This window comes from Actinoplanes sp. NPDC049118 (assembly GCF_040648555.1).
GTDB lineage: Bacteria > Actinomycetota > Actinomycetes > Mycobacteriales > Micromonosporaceae > Actinoplanes.
This window is the reverse complement of record NZ_JBEZDY010000007.1, coordinates 253,754-270,867: the sequence shown is the minus strand read 5'-3', so window position 1 is coordinate 270,867 and position 17,114 is coordinate 253,754. Positions and strand designations below refer to the sequence as shown.

9 protein-coding genes and 1 pseudogene are annotated in these 17,114 nt (G+C 71.9%); 7 read left to right on the top strand and 3 right to left on the bottom strand.

All coding sequences use genetic code 11. The annotated features are described in order from the left end of the window. Nucleotides 1-476: 476 nt before the first annotated feature. Genes AB0B58_RS13380 through AB0B58_RS13370 form a run of 3 tightly spaced genes read left to right on the top strand, consistent with a single transcriptional unit; the run spans nt 477 to nt 4,544 of the window. A complete protein-coding gene (locus AB0B58_RS13380) occupies nt 477-2,867 on the top strand; it encodes a bifunctional diguanylate cyclase/phosphodiesterase (RefSeq protein WP_360222448.1) in 2,391 nt (796 codons plus the stop codon). After that, nucleotides 2,864-4,123 (top strand): glycosyltransferase 87 family protein, encoded by a 1,260-nt coding sequence (locus AB0B58_RS13375; protein WP_360222445.1) that lies wholly within the window; start codon nt 2,864-2,866, stop codon nt 4,121-4,123. The genes AB0B58_RS13380 and AB0B58_RS13375 overlap by 4 nt, the downstream gene beginning before the upstream one ends. Before the next feature lie 7 nt (nt 4,124-4,130). Then, nucleotides 4,131-4,544, top strand: coding sequence for a zf-TFIIB domain-containing protein (locus AB0B58_RS13370; RefSeq protein WP_360222733.1), 414 nt, complete (start codon nt 4,131-4,133; stop codon nt 4,542-4,544). A 78-nt stretch (nt 4,545-4,622) separates the two neighbouring features. On the opposite strand, the gene AB0B58_RS13365 is transcribed toward AB0B58_RS13370, so the two are convergent. After that, nucleotides 4,623-5,855 (bottom strand): SUKH-3 domain-containing protein, encoded by a 1,233-nt coding sequence (locus tag AB0B58_RS13365; RefSeq protein ID WP_360222442.1) that lies wholly within the window; start codon nt 5,853-5,855, stop codon nt 4,623-4,625. 123 nt (nt 5,856-5,978) lie between these two features. Between AB0B58_RS13365 and AB0B58_RS13360 the strand changes: the two genes are divergently transcribed. Both AB0B58_RS13360 and AB0B58_RS13355 read left to right on the top strand, forming a co-directional pair. Next, entirely contained in the window at nt 5,979-6,392 is a 414-nt protein-coding gene (locus AB0B58_RS13360) for a YbaB/EbfC family nucleoid-associated protein (RefSeq protein WP_360222439.1), read from the top strand. Next, nucleotides 6,385-6,720: a hypothetical protein gene (locus tag AB0B58_RS13355; protein ID WP_360222436.1), complete on the top strand. Its 336-nt coding sequence runs from the start codon at nt 6,385-6,387 to the stop codon at nt 6,718-6,720. The genes AB0B58_RS13360 and AB0B58_RS13355 overlap by 8 nt, the downstream gene beginning before the upstream one ends. On the opposite strand, the gene AB0B58_RS13350 is transcribed toward AB0B58_RS13355, so the two are convergent. Continuing rightward, nucleotides 6,672-7,529 (bottom strand): hypothetical protein, encoded by an 858-nt coding sequence (locus AB0B58_RS13350; protein ID WP_360222433.1) that lies wholly within the window; start codon nt 7,527-7,529, stop codon nt 6,672-6,674. The two genes, AB0B58_RS13355 and AB0B58_RS13350, sit on opposite strands and share 49 nt — an antisense overlap. Before the next feature lie 1,524 nt (nt 7,530-9,053). Here AB0B58_RS13350 and AB0B58_RS13345 point away from each other — a divergent pair. After that, entirely contained in the window at nt 9,054-12,854 is a 3,801-nt protein-coding gene (locus AB0B58_RS13345) for a toxin glutamine deamidase domain-containing protein (protein WP_360222430.1), read from the top strand. A 438-nt stretch (nt 12,855-13,292) separates the two neighbouring features. On the opposite strand, the gene dnaB is transcribed toward AB0B58_RS13345, so the two are convergent. Continuing rightward, complete coding sequence (gene dnaB, locus AB0B58_RS13340) at nt 13,293-14,732, bottom strand: replicative DNA helicase (protein WP_360222427.1); 1,440 nt, start codon at nt 14,730-14,732, stop codon at nt 13,293-13,295. Between the two features lie 570 nt (nt 14,733-15,302). Here dnaB and AB0B58_RS13335 point away from each other — a divergent pair. Beyond that, nucleotides 15,303-17,114, top strand: a pseudogene (locus AB0B58_RS13335) (hypothetical protein); the annotation flags it as partial.

The window sequence follows — 17,114 nt, the reverse complement described above, 5'->3', positions numbered from 1 at the left end:
GGAAGAACTGATCTCCAAACGGTTGCGGAGCGTTGCTTAACCGTCACGCATTTGGTACATACCTCCGGATACTCGCATTTCCTGAAACGAGCGACAAATACTCCTTCCCTAAATCGTGCCAGCTTCCTATCGTTTGGGCATCGAACTGAGCGAGACGAATCGATGAACGGCGATGTTCTATCGCTGATCCGACGATCCGAATCGATTCTGGGAGTTGGGGGTGCACCATGAACGAATCAGACTGGGGCTGAGCCCGTTCGCGCGCACAGCGGCTTTGCCCACGCTGCGTCTTGACATGGGATACCGAGAGTCGGTCACCATGGTCAGCAGAGGGGGCAGAAGTGACTTACGAGAGGACCGACAGACGGCTCCGGCTGTATGTCGGTCTCGTCGTATTTGCGGCAATCGCCATATTGGGTTGGGCCACCGCCCACGCAGAATTCGCCGCCCCCGCGGAGTTGCTGTACCCCGTGACCATGGCGCTGATCATCATGGCCGCCAACGGTCCCGTCGTGAAGATCCGGCTCCGCTCCCAGCACCGGTACTACTCCTCGACCTCGGGCGCGATCCTGATCGCCATCGCGAGCGTGCCGGGACCCTGGGTCATCCTCTGCACGGCGGTCGGCGTCCTCGGCGCAAAGCTGATCACCCAGCGCGAGGCGATGAAGATCTCCTTCAACGTCGCCAAGGACGTGCACGGCGCCGCCCTCGCGGTGCTCGGCGCCGGGCTGTTCGGTGTCGGCCCGGTCAGCCTCGGTGCGGCGACCGACCCGTCCTGGGTCCGCCTCGCCCTCGGGCTGACGGCCGGCGCCATCTGTTACGCCATCGTCGACGACGGGCTGGGCAACCAGGTGCTGGCCATGGCCACCCGAACCGGTTGGCTACAGATAACCCTTCGCGACTGGGACATCAAGCTCGTCGGCCGGCTGACGAACCTCGCGGTCGCCGTGGTGGCCGCACAGGCGATCGCCCGGGACCTTCGCATGCTGATCGCGCTGCCGCCGGTGCTGTGGGCGCTGCACCTGGTCGCCCGCAACATGATGCGCAGCCGGGCCGAGCGCGACGACTGGCGCCGGCTGGCGCAGACCATCGACGAGCTCAACGTCAAAGACCTCGCCGACGTGCTGCGCTCCGTCGCCACCCAGGCGCCGAAGCTGTTCTCCGCCGACGAGGTCGAGGTCGAGTTGCCCGGCGACGACGGCAACAGCCGCCTCGTGCGCGGCTCCCCCGGACACTTCTACGACGGCACCCGCGCGTCGGCGCCCAACCCGGTGGCAACCTCGGTGATCGAGGCACCGCTCGAGGGCCACGACGGCGGCCACGACCTCGGCGTCCTGCGGCTGCGCTTCTCCAAGGCCGTCAAGTTCCGCGAGTCCGAGCACTACAAGCTCAAGGCCCTCGCCTCCGCGCTGTACACCGCGATCCGCAACGCCAACGCGTACGCCGAGCTGCAGCGGGTCGCGGACGAGCACGCGTACGCCGCCGCGCACGACTCGCTCACCGGCCTGCCCAACCGCCGCCAGCTGCTCGAACGCGCGGAGGCGGCGTTCGACAACCGCACCGACCAGGGCATGGTCGCGCTGCTGCTGATCGACCTCAACCACTTCAAGGAGGTCAACGACACCCTCGGGCACCAGGCCGGCGACAAAGTGCTCCAGGCGGTGGCGACCATGCTGGATCGCGGTGCCCGCCCCGGCGACCTGGTCGCCCGGCTCGGCGGCGACGAGTTCGCGGTGCTGCTAACCGGCCTGCCCACCCCCGCGCTGGCGGCGCACCGGGCCGAGGCGCTGCTCAGCTGCCTGGACCGCGGCATCGAGGTCGACGGCATGCGCCTGACCGTCGAGGCCTGCGGCGGCATCGCGTCCGCGCCGGGCAGTGGCGGCGTCACCGAGCTGCTTCGCCGCGCCGACGTGGCCATGTACCAGGCCAAACGCTCGGGTCAGCGTACGGCGACCTACGAGCACGCCCGCGACACCGCGGACATCGGCCGGCTGATGCTGGGCGGCGAGCTCCGCCGGGCCGTCGCGGAACACGAGTTCGTGGTCGACTTCCAGCCCATCGTCGACCTCGGCAGCGGTGAGGTGATCTCCGCCGAGGCGCTGGCCCGCTGGCACCACCCGGAGCACGGCAACCTGAGCCCGATGCAGTTCCTCGAGACCGTCGAACGCTCCGGTCAGCTGCCCGCGTTCGCCGACGCGGTGCTCGAGCAGTCGCTCACCGCGTACGGGATATGGCGCGAAGCGGGTTTTGATCTGCCGGTGGCCGTCAACGTCTCGCCGCGCAGCCTGCTGGACGAGACGTTCCCGAGCGCCGTGCTGTCCCGGCTCGCCGGCCACGGCGTCGCGGCGGACCGGCTGGTGCTGGAGCTGACCGAGACGCTCACGATCAGTCAGCTGGAGGTCGTGGAACGGGCGCTGAGCGAGCTGCGGGACGCCGGCGTCCGGCTGGCCCTCGACGACTTCGGCACCGGGGTGTCGTCGCTCTCGGTGCTGTCCCGCATCCCGGTGCATCAGCTCAAGATCGATCGCGAGTTCGTCACCGCGGTCGAGACCTCGTCCGAGGCCGCCGCCGTGATCCGCTCGACCGTCGACCTAGCGCGCAGCCTGCACCTGACCGTCGTCGCCGAGGGCGTCGAGAGCGAACCGCAGCGTCACGCGCTCTGGGAGCTCGGCTGCGTCGCCGGCCAGGGCCACCTCTTCGCGCGGCCGATGCGGTCCGGGCGGCTGCTCGCCGCCCTGCAACGCGGCTCGGGCGGGCGCCCGGGCGCGCTCGCCGACGTCCTGCACACCGCGGGGTCGGTCGTCCGGATGCCGCATCGCAGGTCACCGGGGCACGGGAGATCCTCTCTGCCACACTTGCCCGCGTGAACCTGCTCGCGCGCCTCGACCGGGCCCTCGGTGGCCTCGCCGCCGACGCCGCGCTGTACGGCCTCGCGGCGGCGTTCGCCCTCGTCACCGCGCTGACCTCGACCCTGCCGTCGCATCGGGCGTGGGGTGCCTGGGCGGTGTGTGCGTATCTCGCCGCGTTCTCCGTCGTCGTGGTGCAGCTGGTGCTGCGGCGGCCGCGCCGGCGGATGGAGCTGGCATGGGCGGCGTGGTGCGGCGCCGTGATCCTGCCGCTGATCGTCCAGGCGGTGCAGCGCGCCGCCGGGCGCGCCGGCCGGGCGCAGGAGGAAGTGCTGGTCGTCGAGCACATGGGCGAGCGGCTGGCGAGCACCGGGACGCCGTACCTCGGTCCGGACGCGATCGCCGCGCTGCCGCCCGGCGACCAGTTGCTGGGCTATGCGCCGTACCAGCCGGGCATGGCCGTCTTCGGCCTGCCCAGGGCGGCCCTCGGCGACGGCTGGTACACCGACGCACGGGTCTGGTTCGCGGTCGCGACGGCCGCGACGCTGGTGGCGGCGGTGTGGCTGCTCGCTGGTCGCGACCGGGCGGCGCCGGCGAGCCTGGTCCGGGCGGTGCAGTTCGCCACCGTGCTGCCCGTCTGCGCCCTGACCCTGGCCACCGGGGGTGACGACCTCCCGGTCCTCGCCCTGGCGCTGCTCGCCCTGGCCTGCTGCGCGACCGGCCGCTACGGCGCCGCGGGTCTCGCGGTCGGCGCCGCCGCCGCGCTCAAACTGTTCGCCCTGCCGGTCGTCGTCGTCCTCGCCGTCCTGGCGGTCGTCACCGGCAACGGCCGCCGCTTCCTGCCGGGCGCGCTCGGCCTGCCCGTGCTGGCCCTGGCACCGGCGTTCCTGGTGGACGCCGACGCATTCGTCGAGAACGTGATCCGCTTCCCGCTCGGCCACGGCCTCGTGACCAGCCCGGCCCAGTCGCCGTTCCCCGGCTACCTGATCTCCCAGGCGGTGCCGGGCGGCCGGTACGTCGCGGTCGCGCTGCTGGTCACGGTCGCCCTGGCGATCTCCGTCCGGCTCGTCCGCCGGCCGCCGCGCGCGGCCGCGACCGCGGCGCTCTTCTGCGGGTACGGCCTGCTGGCCGCGATCCTGCTGATGCCGACCACCCGCTTCGGCTACCTCCTGTACCCTCTCGCGCTGCTGGTCTGGGCGCCCGCACTCGCCGAGTCACTCAGCAGACCCACAGGAACAGCGCCACCGCGAAGTGACCCGGCCTTGTACCGTTTGTGAGATGCAGATGACCTGTCCGAAGTGTCACGGCGATATGCGGGTTTACGAGCGCAGCGGCGTCACGGTCGACCAGTGCACCGAGTGCCGCGGAATCTTCCTCGACCGCGGTGAGCTGGAGAAGCTCTTCGAGGCCGAGGCCAACTGGAACAGCCGGCAGGCGCCCGCGGCGCCCCGCCCGGCTCAGGCCCCGCAGCCCGGCGGCTACGCCGCGCCGCCCCCGCCGCCGCCCGCGCACGGCGGTGGCTACGCCGCCCCGCCGCCGCCCGGTTACGGCCAGCCGGCCTACCCGGCGGCCGCCGCGCCGTACGGTGCGCACCAGCCGCACGGCGGCGGATACCACGGCCACTACCGCCAGCAGGGCTACCACGGCCACTACCGCGGCCGGAAGAAGAAGAGCTTCCTCAACGAACTGTTCGACTGAGCCCGGAGCGACCCGCCCGGGACCTGGACCATGTCCGGCGTCCCGGGTGGCGCGCGCCCTCCGGTCCGGGCGGCCGCGCTACCAGGTGCCGTCGTCCCGGACCCGCTCCGCCGGTCCGTCGCCGGTGAGCAGGCTCAGCACGGCCTCGTCCAAGGTCTCGCCGAGGAACCACTCGCCGCCCTGGTCCAGCGCGAAGACCCGGCCGCGTTCGTCGATCGCCACGATCGCGTCGCCCTTGGCCTCGACGCCGATCGGAAACAGCGGCGCCCCGATCACCTCGGCGAACTCGCCGAGCACGTCCGCCGAGTGCGCCGCCGCGGCCGGCTCCAGGTTCAGCCAGCGGACCCACCGGCGCACGCCCGGACCGCGCAGCCCGCAGAAGATCCCCGGGAACGCCATGATCGCCTCCCGCGCCGCCGGAAACGCGCGGTGCCGGAAGCGTTTGCCGGGCACGCTCACGACGTCGTCGATGAGGCCGTCGGCCAGCACCTCGGCGACGACCTGCTGCATCGGCCGCCAGCCCGCGTCCGCGAGCGCCCCGGCCACGTGATCGGGGAAGCGGCCCGGCTGCGCGATGTTGTCCGAATACGGCCGGAACGGCTCCACGAACGCGAGCTGCGACCACGGCAACAGCGCGAAGTCGACCAGGACGGATATGCACGATTCGCACGGCCGGGCGGCCGTCCCGCCCAGGGGGTCCCCCTGGTCCCGGACGAAGAAGGCCTCGAAGTCGGCCGTACGGAGCAGGGTGCGCGCGTCGTCCAGCGTCAACGGCTCGCCGCGCTGCCGGTCCGCCTCGTGCAGCGCGTCCGACAGCACGATCAGCTCGGCGTGCCGTTCGGCGCCGCGTACCGTTTCGGCCGGATCCAGACCGTGCAGCCGGTCCGCGACCAGCGGGTGATGGTCGATCTCCTGATCGCCCTTGGCGCCCCGGGCGATGAAGAGCTGCCCGTCGACGGTCAGATGCGCGGCCGTGGTGGGCGCCGGCCGGCGCCGCGCGTTGCGCCGCAACTCGACCTCGGGGTCGACCGTCCGCCGCCGCGCGGCCACCGCGGGCTGGTGGGTGCGGTACAGCTCGGCGATCACGTTCGCCGGGACGCCCGGGTAGGTGGACAGCGCGCCGGTCGCGCGGTCGATGACCGTGCGGGCGCCGTCGCCCGGGATCGGCAGCACCGTCGGCGGCTGCTTCGTCCACACCACGAAACCGAGGTCGAACTCGGAGACCACGGGCGTGCACTCGTACCCCCGGCGCTCGGATTCGCCCCGGGCCCAGCCGGCTGCGATCTCCTCGGCGTCCTCCAGCGTGATCATCAGACCCCCTGTCGCCGCGATCCGTGTGCGGACTGAAACTACCGGACCACGCCGCGTGGCGCCGCCCGGTAATGTCACCACGATCGATGGGTCGGGTGTTGGGGGAGGACGACCGTGGCGGACATGGCGGACCGCGATGCCAACCACGCGCTGCGAGCGCGCTTCGACGACGTGTACGGCCAGTACAACCGGCTGCGGTCCGGAATGGACGACATGCAGCGCCGGCTCGCCGAGCTGCGGGTCAGCGCCGACTCCGACGACGGCCTGATCCGCGCGACCGTCGGCCCGCGCGGCCAGCTCCTGGACCTGCGCCTGGACCGCCGCATCTACCGCGACATGGACGCCGGCGAGCTCGGCCGCAAGATCGTCGCGACCGTGGCGCGTGCGGCCGCGAACACATCGGAGCAGGTAGAGCAGCTGGTCGCCGGGTATCTTCCCGCGGACTCGGGCCCCATGCGGTACATCAGGGACAACGACTTCGGCTCGCTGCTGCGCCGACAGGACGCGATCATGCGCGAGGCGGACGGCGATGCCTGAGGCGGAGCTCTGGCTCGACCCCGATCGCGCGGCGAACGGCGGGCGCGACCTGGCCTCGGCAGGTAGTCACCTCACCCGGCTGCGAACCGGTCCCGGCGCCGAACTGGCCGCGCTGAGCGCCGCACGCCCGTGGGGCGCCGACGCCATCGGCCAGGCCTTCGAGAAGAACTACCGCCCGATCGAGCAGCAGGTGCTCGAGGCCTGGGAGAAGCTCGCCGGCTATGTCGAAGGCCTCGGCGACGCGGTGGTCGAGGCCGTCCGCGAGGCCACGCAGACGGATCACCACGCAGCCGTACGGGTGGATCGGACGTACAGGGAACGCTCGTGACGATCCTGCCCAGCCCGATACCCCACCCGCTGGACTACTGCCCGTTCGACGTTCCGCAATGGGCCTACGAGGCGCTCGAATGGGTGGTGGGCTTCGACTGGCCGGAAGGCGACGAGAAGGCCACCTGGGACGTCGCCGACCGCTGGTACGCGATCGCCCGCCGGCTCGCGGAGCCCCGCGACGAGGCCTACGACGCGGCCGGTCAGGTACTGTCGGCCTACGGCGGCACCGGCGCGCAGGCCTTCGGCGGCGCCTGGCAGCAGCTCGCCGCCGACGAGAACGCGCCGCTCAACTCGCTGCTGGCGATCGCCGACGAGCTGGGGAAACTCGTCGAGGATTGCGGCTGCGACATCGAGGGGGCGAAGCTCGAGGCCTGGATCGAGATCGGGCTGTTCCTGATCGAGCTGATCGGCATGGCCGTCGCGGTGGCCCTGACGCTGGGCGCGGCGTCGCCCGCGGCGGCCGGGCTGATCGCGGCCACCCGGATCGCCATCCAGCAGATCTTCAAGCGCCTGGTCGAGCAGCTGAGCAAGAAGGCGATCAAGAAGACGCTGAAGGAGGCGGGCGAGCGTGCGACCAGGCAGCTCACCACCAAGGCGGGCCTCAAGCAGCTCGGCCGGGACGGGCTGAGGGAGGGCCTGGACGAGGCCCGGGAGGAGCTCGCCACCAGCGGCGGGATCCAGCTCTACCAGAACTCGACCGGGCGGGCCGACGGGATCGACGCCCGCGACCTGGGCATGTCCGCGGCCGGCGGATTCGCGGGGGGATTCGCGGCCAGCGGGGCCGGGATCGGGCGTGGGCAGCGCCACAGTGGACTGACCCGCGGCGCCGGCGCCGAGGTGCTGGGCGAGTTCGGCGGGGCCGCGGTCAGTGGCGACCTGCCGGATCTCGAGAGCGTGGCGAAGTCGGCCAGCTCGGGGGCGAGCGGAGCGTTGCTGGGCGGGGCCTCGACGGGGCTGGCCGGCCGGGTCGGCGACCTCGATGTGCCTGCTCCGTCCACCCTGCCGGTCGACCTCTCCCCGGTTGACTCCGGGCCGGTGCCCGTTTCGGCAGATGCTGCGTCACCGGGGGCCGGGCCGTCATCGTTTTCTTCAGATCCCGCGTCGGGTGCGCAGCCGGACTTCTCGGGTGGGCCCGCCGGGCGCGGTGGGCCCGGCGGCTCGCCGGTGGGTGCTGACGGGCACAGCCTGTCGGGTTCGGCGCCGCTGCCGGATCCCGGTTTGACGGGCACCGGACCCTCCTCCGGTCCGGCCGGGGCCGCGCCGTCTGCTGCCGGACCGATGGCCTCCGCGCCGTCGGGTGCCGGGCCGGCGTCGTCCGAACCCTCCGTTGCCGCGGGGTCGGCGCAGCCCGGCCCGGTCGTTGCCGGATCGGCGCAGCCGGGTCCGGTCGTTACCGGATCGCTGGCGCCTGGGTCCACGGTTGCTGGTTCGGCACCACCCGGACCAACCGTCGCCGGGGCCGCGGGACCTGGGCTGTTCGGTATGGGGGATTCGGGAGCGGGGCTCAGCCCTTGGTCACCGTTCGGGACCGACTCGAACCCCACACCGTCGGGGACCGGGCCGACGCTGACACCAGCCGGGGCCGGGCCGACGTTCACACCCGGGACCGGGCCCACGCCCACACCCGGAACCGGGCCCACGCCCACACCCGGAACTGGGACTACACCCACCCCTACCGGAACCCGGCCCACGCTCACACCGGGAACCGGGCCTATGCCCACTCCAGCCGGGACCGGGCCCACGCCCACGCCCACGCCCACGCCCACCCCAACCGGAACCAGGCCCACGCCCACCCCAACCGGGACCGGGCCCCCGCTCATACCCGGAACCGGGCCGACGCTCACTCCAACCGGGACCTGGCCGGCGTTCACACCCAGGACCGGGCCCACGCCCACCCCAACCGGATCCGGGCCCACGCCCACACACGGAACCGGGGCCAGACTCACTCCAACCGGGATCGGGCCGACCGTCGCGCCATCGGAGACCGGCGCGGCCGCCCCTACCCCGCCTGTCGAGAGTTCTGCCGAGCCGGGCAGCAGGGCCGGGTCCGGTATCGCTGGGCCCGCGCGCGGCGGGTTGCCTCCCCCGGGCTTCTTCGACGCCGGGGCGCCGGCGGTCGGAGGGCTCGGCGCCGGCGTGCTTCCGGGGCGGGCCGAACCCGGTGGGACCCCGCCCCCGCGACCGCCACACGATTGGGCGCCCGGCGGGCACGGCGGGCCGCGGGACGGGGCTGTGGACGTACCGTCATCGGACCCGGACCCGGCGGTTCTCGTTGCCGGCGGCCCACCCGCGGGGTGGTCCGCGCCGAAGGCCGCGGGGGTGTCGCCGGAGGTGGACGGCTACCTGCGGCATGTGCGGGCGCTGCGCCTGGCCCATGCGCGGGCACGGCGATCCGATGCCCTCGAGTTCTTCGAGGGGAAAGCGGAGAGTGCTCGACGACGGGCTAGGAGTGCGCGGCGATCCGCCCGGGTGGCGCGCTACCTGAAGCTCGACCCGGGCATGGCGGCGTTCTTCAAGGCCACCGTCGAGCTTGCGGTCGCGGACGCCGAGCGCGCCGAGGCGCAGGTCGCAGCCTTGAGGGATCCGAACTGGACGCCACCGCCGGGTTCGCTGATCGAGATAGCGCCGCACGAATGGCACCGGGCCAACGAGGACCGCGGGCACCTCGCGCTGGGCGGCATTTCGGTGGGCAACCGCTCGATGCTCACCGACAGCGACCATCCGCCGTCCATCGACGGGACCAGACGGTACGGGTACCGGGCGGGCCTGCGACCGCCGCTCGCCCGGCATCAGGCCGAGCTCGAGAACGCCATGCCGCGCGACAGGAACGGCAGCCCGTTGCGGCTCGCGGACCCCCGGGCGCCGTACTTCCGGCTGGTGAACGACGGCGGCGCGCAGGCCGATCCGACGCGCGGGATCAATTGCCAGGATTGCGTGCTTTCGTTCTTCGACACCTATATGCACGGTCGGCCGCGGGTCTCGGCGCCGCGGACATTCGACGCCTACAGCGAGGGAGACCCGCAGAAGCCGCTGTACGGCGAGGAGATCGGACTGGAGCGGGTCGAGCACGCGACGGGCGGGCGCCTCCAGTCACTGTGCCCGATGGTGGCCCGTGAGGAACCGGGCGTGGCCCGGCAGCGGGTCGACCGGGCGCTGGCGGACGTGTCCGCGCAGTTGCTGGCCGGCGGCCACGGTTCGTTCGCGTTCCTGGTGAACGCGTGGGAAGGCGGCTCGGCGCACGCCTGGGCGGCGGTGAACCAGAACGGCGAGATCCTGTTCGTCGACCCACAGTCGGGGCTGGTCACCGGGTCGCAGGCGCTGTACGGCCACCGCGGATGGCCCGATCCCGGCAACGTGGTGGCCCTGGACGCGCTGGTCGTGAACGGTCAGGGCATCCCGATGCCGTTCCTGGACCGCCCGGACGGGGCGTGGCGACCGCGGCGGACGACGCTGCCGCCTCCGCCCCCGCGACCGGCGCCGATCTACTACTCGGCGGCGTACCGGGCCGCGCCGGCCGTCGATCCCTCCCCGGACGACCGGCGGACCCGCGCAGAGCAACCCGACCCGCACTCCCTGCCCGAGCCGAACCCCCGGCCCGAGCCCCCGCCGCGCCCCGACCCGACACCGCCGCGGCCGGAGCCTGAGCCGACCCGGCGGCCCCGCCCGATTCCATCGCCGCGGCAGCCGGTCGATCGGATCGCGGAAGCCCTCGAACCCAGGCCGGCTCCGGTCGACCCCATCGCCCGGGCCCTTGCGCCGGACACCGCGCCGCTACGGGATGCTCCGGCCCCGCGGCTCGCCGAGGACCGCTCCTACCGCGAGTACATGGCGCATGCCAGGAGGACGCACGAGGAGAACCGGCGAGCGGAGTACGCCGAATACCTGATGCGAATCGCACACGACCAACGCGCGAAGGTGCTGGAACTCGGCTGGCAGGCGGACGCGGCCCTGTCCGCCGGCGCAACCGTTCAGGGCGAGTATCTGCGCGCGGAGGCGCGACTCACCAGCGAAGACGCCGCGGCGTTGGAGGCCCGAGCCGACTCGGTGCTCGCCGGGGAGTTCGCGCCGGCCCGGGTCGAGGTCGAGCCCGCGGACTGGATCCGCATCAACGACGACGTCGGCACCATGGCGGTCGGCGCGGTGGAGACCGGCGATCGGTCCGCGCTGACCGGCGACGACATTCCGCCGCCGGTCGAACACAGCCGGCCGTACGGGCGACGGGGCGGCCTGCGCGCGCCGCTGGCCGTACACCAGCTTGATCTGGAAAACGCCATGCCGCGGGCCGCGGACGGCACGGTGTTACGACTGGCCGATCCGCGGATCGGCGAATGGTTCGGCCTGGCCAACGACGGCGGCCCGCAGGCGGACCCCACCCGCGGAATCAACTGCGTGGACGGCGTGCTCTCGCTGTTCGACACGTACCTGCACGGTCGCCCCCGCGTGTCGGCGCCGCGCACCTTCGACTCGTACGCGCAAGGCGACCCCACCCGGCCGCTGGGCGCGGAGGACCACGGGCTGGCGCGGATCGAGGACACGGTGCGCGGCGAGTTCCAGGGGCTGTGCCCGTACGTCGGCGGCCTGGACCACCGGCAGGCCAAGCAGGCGGTCGACACGGCCATGACCAACCTGCACAACCACCTTTACAACGCGGGCCACGGCGCCTTCGCCTTCATCGTGACTGACTCCGAGGAGGGAACGGCGCACGCCTGGGCGGCGGTCAACCAGGGCGGCACCATCCTGTTCCTGGATCCACAGACCGGCCGGCTGTCGGAGGACGTTCCCCTCTACACCCATACGGGCCGACAGAACGACGGCAACGTCGTGTCGATGGACGCGGTCGTCGTCAACGGCCGGGGCGAGCTGGCGCCCCTGCCCTACCACCGGGCGGGCCTGTGGAGCCGCTCGTCCCTGGAACCGACCGGCGCCGCCGACGACCCGGGCAACACCGAACCCGAGGGCGACTTCGACCCCCGAGAGGCCGAACGTCAACTGCTTCGTTCGCTTCCCGCAGACGACCGCCAGGCCATCGAAGAGTCGGTCCGAGAGGCGGAACCCGTCGCAGCGCGCATCTCCGCACAGCTTCACGAGGTCGTCGCGGAGTTGAATGACGGCGGCCTTCACGCGTCGATGGAGGTCGTGCATGAGGAACACCGGGTCAAGACGGCCGACTCGCTCGCACGCAGTTTCGCCGTCGAGTCCGAGTTCGAGATGCTCGACGTCTCCGAGTTCCTGTCCGGAGTGAAGGATCGGGTCCGATTCTCCGTGCAGCTCAGCGAGGAAGGATACGTCGACGCTGTCGAATCAGTGCTCGGCAGACTCGGGGAGTTAGGCTTTCAGACGGACCGCATCGTCAACTTCTGGAACGGCGGCGGCCGCCACAACGGACTGAACGTCACGTTGAGGGATTCTGAGGGTTTCCTGTTCGAACTGCAATTTCCGACAGAAATCTCGCTGAGCATCAGCGATGACACTCATCTCCACTACGAGACCCTGCGCCTTAAGCTCGCGCCGGCCCACCTGCGAGTGGACGCCTTCCTGAAGATGCTGGCGATGAACAAGGAAAGGTATGTGGCGTCCCACCAACCGGATCAGTTGGATCGGCTACCGATCGATAAGACCGTGGACACGACATTCGAGCGGTTCATCGCCGACGAGCCCTCCGTATGGAGGACGTATGCTCTTGACCTCGACCGGCAGAGCACGTCCGTCGAGGAAGCACTGAACCATTACGGCCTGACCTACGATGAAGTATTCCCTGGCACCAGATCGGATGACGAGGATGGCCGACGAGAAATTCGACTATCAGGCGGTCCTGAAGTCCGACCAGTCGGGCGCGACAACCAGCCTGATCGCCTACCAGGTCCAATCGCAGGAGCCGTTCCAGGCGGTAATTTGGAGCGCCCCCCGGAAGGCATGGATCTACGCCCCGGCGCTGGCGGTTCCGATGCTTTACGACGACAAGTACCAGGACCGGACGCAGGTGATCGATCGGGCGACGGCCGAACGGATCGCCCGGGAGACGCTGGGAACGGAGCTTCCGAGCGAGGCGACCCTGCAGAAGATGTGCGAGGAGGGCGAGCGGATGGGCTGGCAGTTCGGCCCACCCCGGACGTAACGCCGTCCGCGGACTGACGGGCCATTCCCTCCCGCGCCAGAGCGGCCGTCCAGCGTGCGCGCGAGGTCGACACGCGAGCCGCAAGATCAGCGCGTCCTTCAGTCACTCACCGGCGACCAGCGAGCGGCACTGCGCCGGCCTCGGCGATGCCTCCTCCGCCGCCGGCGGCCTCGACAGCGTCAGCGGCCTGCTCGAACAACGAGGCCGGCGGCTCACGGATCGGATCGCCGGGGCCTCCGCCGTCGCGAACGGGGCCGAGCGGCGCCTCTTCACCCTCTGGGTCGATGCCCGGCCGACGAGGGTCACGTTGCTGGGCCGGTCCCCGCTGAACTACTCGCCCCCGGAACCGGGCTCCGAGTTCGTGGTCGCGCCACGATAGGCGTGCTCTCCCGAACGAGCTCAGCCCGTCTCGCCGGCGGCGTCCCGGCCGGGCCAGGGCCCGACCGGGACGTTTCCTAGACGATCGCCATGTCGACGAAGCGGGACAGGTGCAGCTGGGCCGCGACGGTCACCGTGTCCGTCGGGCCGTTTCGGTGCTTGGCCACGATGAAGTCCGCCTCGCCCGCCCGCGGTGACTCCTTGTCGTAGTAGTCGTCGCGGTGGAGCAGGATCACCACGTCGGCGTCCTGCTCGATCGAGCCGGACTCACGCAGGTCGGACAGCTGCGGGCGCTTGTCCGTACGTTGTTCCGGGCCACGGTTCAGCTGGCTCACCGCGATCACCGGGCATTCGACCTCCTTGGCCAGCAGCTTCAGGCCTCGGGACAGCTCCGCGACCTCTTGCTGGCGGCTCTCCGTCTTCTTCGGGGACGACATCAGCTGGAGATAGTCGACAACGATCAGTTTCAGGTTGTGGCGCTGCTTGAGGCGGCGGGACTTCGCCCTGATCTCCATCAGGTTCATGCTCGGCGTGTCGTCGACGAAGATCGGGGCCTCGCTGATCTCGCCCATCCGGCGGGCCAGCTTGGTCCAGTCGTCGTCGGAGAGCTGGCCCGAGCGCAGGACGTGCAGCGGGACGCGGGCCTCGGCCGACAGGAGCCGCATCACAATCTCGATCTTGCTCATTTCCAGGGAGAAGATGGCGCTGGCGCAGTTGGACCGGATGGCCGCGTTGCGGGCGAAGTCCATCGACGCCGTGGACTTACCGAGGCCGGGCCGGCCCGCCACGATGATCAACTGTCCGGCGTGCAGGCCGTTGAGCAGGCGGTCGAGGTCGGAGAAGCCCGTCGGGACGCCGGTCATCATGCCGTTGGTGGCGCCGACCGCCTCGATCTCGTCCAGCGTCGGCTGCAGCATGTCGGCCAGGACGGCGAAGTCCTCGCTGACCCGGCGCTCGGTCACGTCGTAGACGGCCTGCTGGGCCAGGTCGACGATGTCGTCGACGTCCATGCCGCCGTTGCCGCCCGTGCCGTAGCCGAGTTGGGTGATCCTGGTGCCCGCCTCGACTAGGCGGCGCAGCACCGCGCGCTCGGAGACGATGCGGGCGTAGTAGGCGGCGTTGGCCGCGGTGGGCACGCTCTCGATGAGGGTGTGCAGGTAGGGCACGCCGCCGATGCGCTGCAGGTCGCCTGAGTCGGAGAGCGCCGCCGCCACGGTGACGCCGTCGGCCGGCTCGCCTCGCCCGTAAAGCTCGAGGATCGTGTCGAAGACGGTCGCGTGGACCGGGCGGTAGAAGTCGTGCGATTTGAGGATCTCGACGACATCGGCGATGGCGTCCTTGGAGAGCAGCATGCCGCCGAGCACGCTCTGCTCGGCCGCGATGTCCTGCGGTGGGGATTTGTCGAAGCCGCCGGTCTGTGGCGGCCCACCTGCTCCGGGCGGGCGGCCACCGGGGGCTTTGCCCCCTGGCGATGACTGCGGCCGGGACTCCGGTCGTGCGTCGTCGGTGATCGACATGCCGACCTACCCCTTCATCGTCGTTCTGCCGTGATCGAACAGTCCGGGTACGACACTTTCGGGTGATCGCGGTCCTCGCCTGGGTGACCGGGACCACAAATTCGCAAAATTTTCGTCACGAGCCCGGACGAGGACATGATCCGGCGCGGGTAACCATACGAAGCCGCACGTCACAGACCCAAGCGCGCCGGTGGACGAGTCTCGGGACAACCTGTGGACAAGTCGCGTAGGCCTGTGCGCGGCCCTGTGCACAGCCTGTGTACAACGCCTGGGGATGCAGCGGGACGCGCCTTCCCTACCAGCAGATTTGTCGTCCCCAGCGTGTGGAGAGATAAAAAGCTGGCCTCCGTGACCAAGCCGTCGCTCCAGGGCGTTGCAGATCGGTCGGATGCACGTCACGCTTTTCCCGTGGACCAACGGGATTGGGACTACGGCGCCCGCCTGCCGCGCGAAAGGAGCGCGTCGGGGTCCTGGACACCCACAGATCGCCCGGATGATCCCGATTCGTCCGAGATTTCCAGGCCGGGGGCCACCGTCTGGGGCACCGGATCACCCGCCGACACCGGCAGCATGCAGCCGATTCCCGAGGCGGTCGCCTGGTCGTTGCGCGCGGATGCCTGGGCACAGAACCCCGAGACTCCGTCGGGTGAGCAGTCCGGAACGGTGAGTCGCTGGTCCGATGTCGCGGCCACCGGCAGGCCCGTACTGCCCGCGGACGGTGTCGGCTGGCGCACGCAGACCTCCGAGTGGCGCGCCACCACGGAGAGCGCCCGCTGGCGGCAGACCACCGAGTGGCGTTCCGCCTCGGGCTCGCACGGCTGGCGCACGACGACGGAGGCCTGGCAAGGCGGCGACGCCGAGAACCTCCCCCCGCAGGCCGAGGCGCCCACGCGGCTGCCGGCCATCTCCAGCACGGCCTGGCCGACCCCGCCGACCGACGACCAGACCTCCACCGGCACGCCGACCTGGCAGCCCGCGGACGCCACGCCGTCCTGGCAGCAACCACCCGCGGACACGACACCGTCCTGGCGGCAGCGGCCCGCGGACGCGACGCCGTCCTGGCAGCAGCGGCCCGCGGACTCGTGGCAGAGCGGCCAGCCCAGCGCGACCCCGCCCTGGGAGGCGCCGAGCAGCGAGGATCGGCCGGCGTGGCAGCAGTTCACCGATCCGGCCGCGACCTGGCAGCCCGCCGACGCCCCGCCGCCGCGGCAGCGCGAGCCCGAGAGCCGCCCGGCCTGGGACAGCCGCCCGAGCTGGCAGCAGTTCGCCGAGCCCACCCGCCCCGGCACCGAGGCGCAGGCGGGGCAGAGTCGGCCGGCTCCGGGCACGAAGTACCCGGGAGGTTGGTCGGCGCCGATCGACGACGGCCGCCACCTGGTCCGAGAGGACGACCGCGCGGCGTGGCGCCGCGAGTCGGCCGCCGGCCAGGCGGGCCTGAGCGACGGCCCGGTGCAGGGCGGGCGCCGTCGCGCGCCCGACATCGGATCCCGGACCAGCGGGGGTACGGGCTGGAGCGGCCGAACGGAAGCCGACAACTGGGCGGGGCACACCGACACCGGCAGCATGCCCGTGTTCCAGGATCCGGGGGCGATCGAGCCGAGCTGGCGACGGGACACGCCGGAGCCGCCGGCCACCGACGGTTGGCGCACCAACACGACGACGAGCAGCTGGCAGAGCAGCCCGCCGGCGACGAACGGCTGGCGCAGCGCCGACGAGGCCCGCGCCGACCAGCCACGCACCGACAGCTGGCGCACGTCGTCGCCCTCGGACGGCTGGCGCAGCGGCGACGAGGCACGGGCCGGCGAAACGCGCGCCGACGGCTGGCGTGACACGGGCTCGTGGCGACGCGATCCCGAGCCGGGACCGCCGGTGGACCCGTGGGCGCAGAGCGCGGCGGAGACCGGTGTCATCCCGCTGCCCCTTCAGCCCCGGGACCGTGCCGCGGGCGGCTGGCAGAGCCGCACGGACACCAGCAGCTGGCAGCGCGAGCCCGGCGCGGGCAGTGGAGACGCCGGCGGCCGGCAGGGTCGCGGCGACACGGGCTCGTGGCAGAGTGAGCCGGCCTCCTCGCAGCGCGAACCCGAGGTCGGCGACCGTCAGCGGCGCATCGACACCGGCTCCTGGCAGAGCGGGCCGGAGAACGGCGCGCGCCAGGACTCCTGGCGGGGCGAACCGGAGAACAACGGGCGCCCCCAGATCAACGGCCGGCCCGAGATCGAGGGGCGGCCGGGCGGCCGCACCGACACCGGCTCCTGGCAACGCGAACCCGAGGTCGGGGGTCGGCCCGGCGGCCGCACCGACACCGGCTCCTGGCAACGCGAACCCGAGGTCGGGGGTCGGCCCGGCGGCCGCACCGACACCGGCTCCTGGCAACGCGAACCC

Coding starts and splice junctions, on each gene's coding strand:
- AB0B58_RS13380 (WP_360222448.1), top strand. CDS start 477: ATGGCGCTGATCATCATGGCCGCCAACGGTCCCGTCGTGAAGATCCGG.
- AB0B58_RS13370 (WP_360222733.1), top strand. CDS start 4,131: ATGACCTGTCCGAAGTGTCACGGCGATATGCGGGTTTACGAGCGCAGC.
- AB0B58_RS13365 (WP_360222442.1), bottom strand. CDS start 5,855: ATGATCACGCTGGAGGACGCCGAGGAGATCGCAGCCGGCTGGGCCCGG.
- AB0B58_RS13360 (WP_360222439.1), top strand. CDS start 5,979: ATGGCGGACCGCGATGCCAACCACGCGCTGCGAGCGCGCTTCGACGAC.
- AB0B58_RS13355 (WP_360222436.1), top strand. CDS start 6,385: ATGCCTGAGGCGGAGCTCTGGCTCGACCCCGATCGCGCGGCGAACGGC.
- dnaB (WP_360222427.1), bottom strand. CDS start 14,732: ATGTCGATCACCGACGACGCACGACCGGAGTCCCGGCCGCAGTCATCG.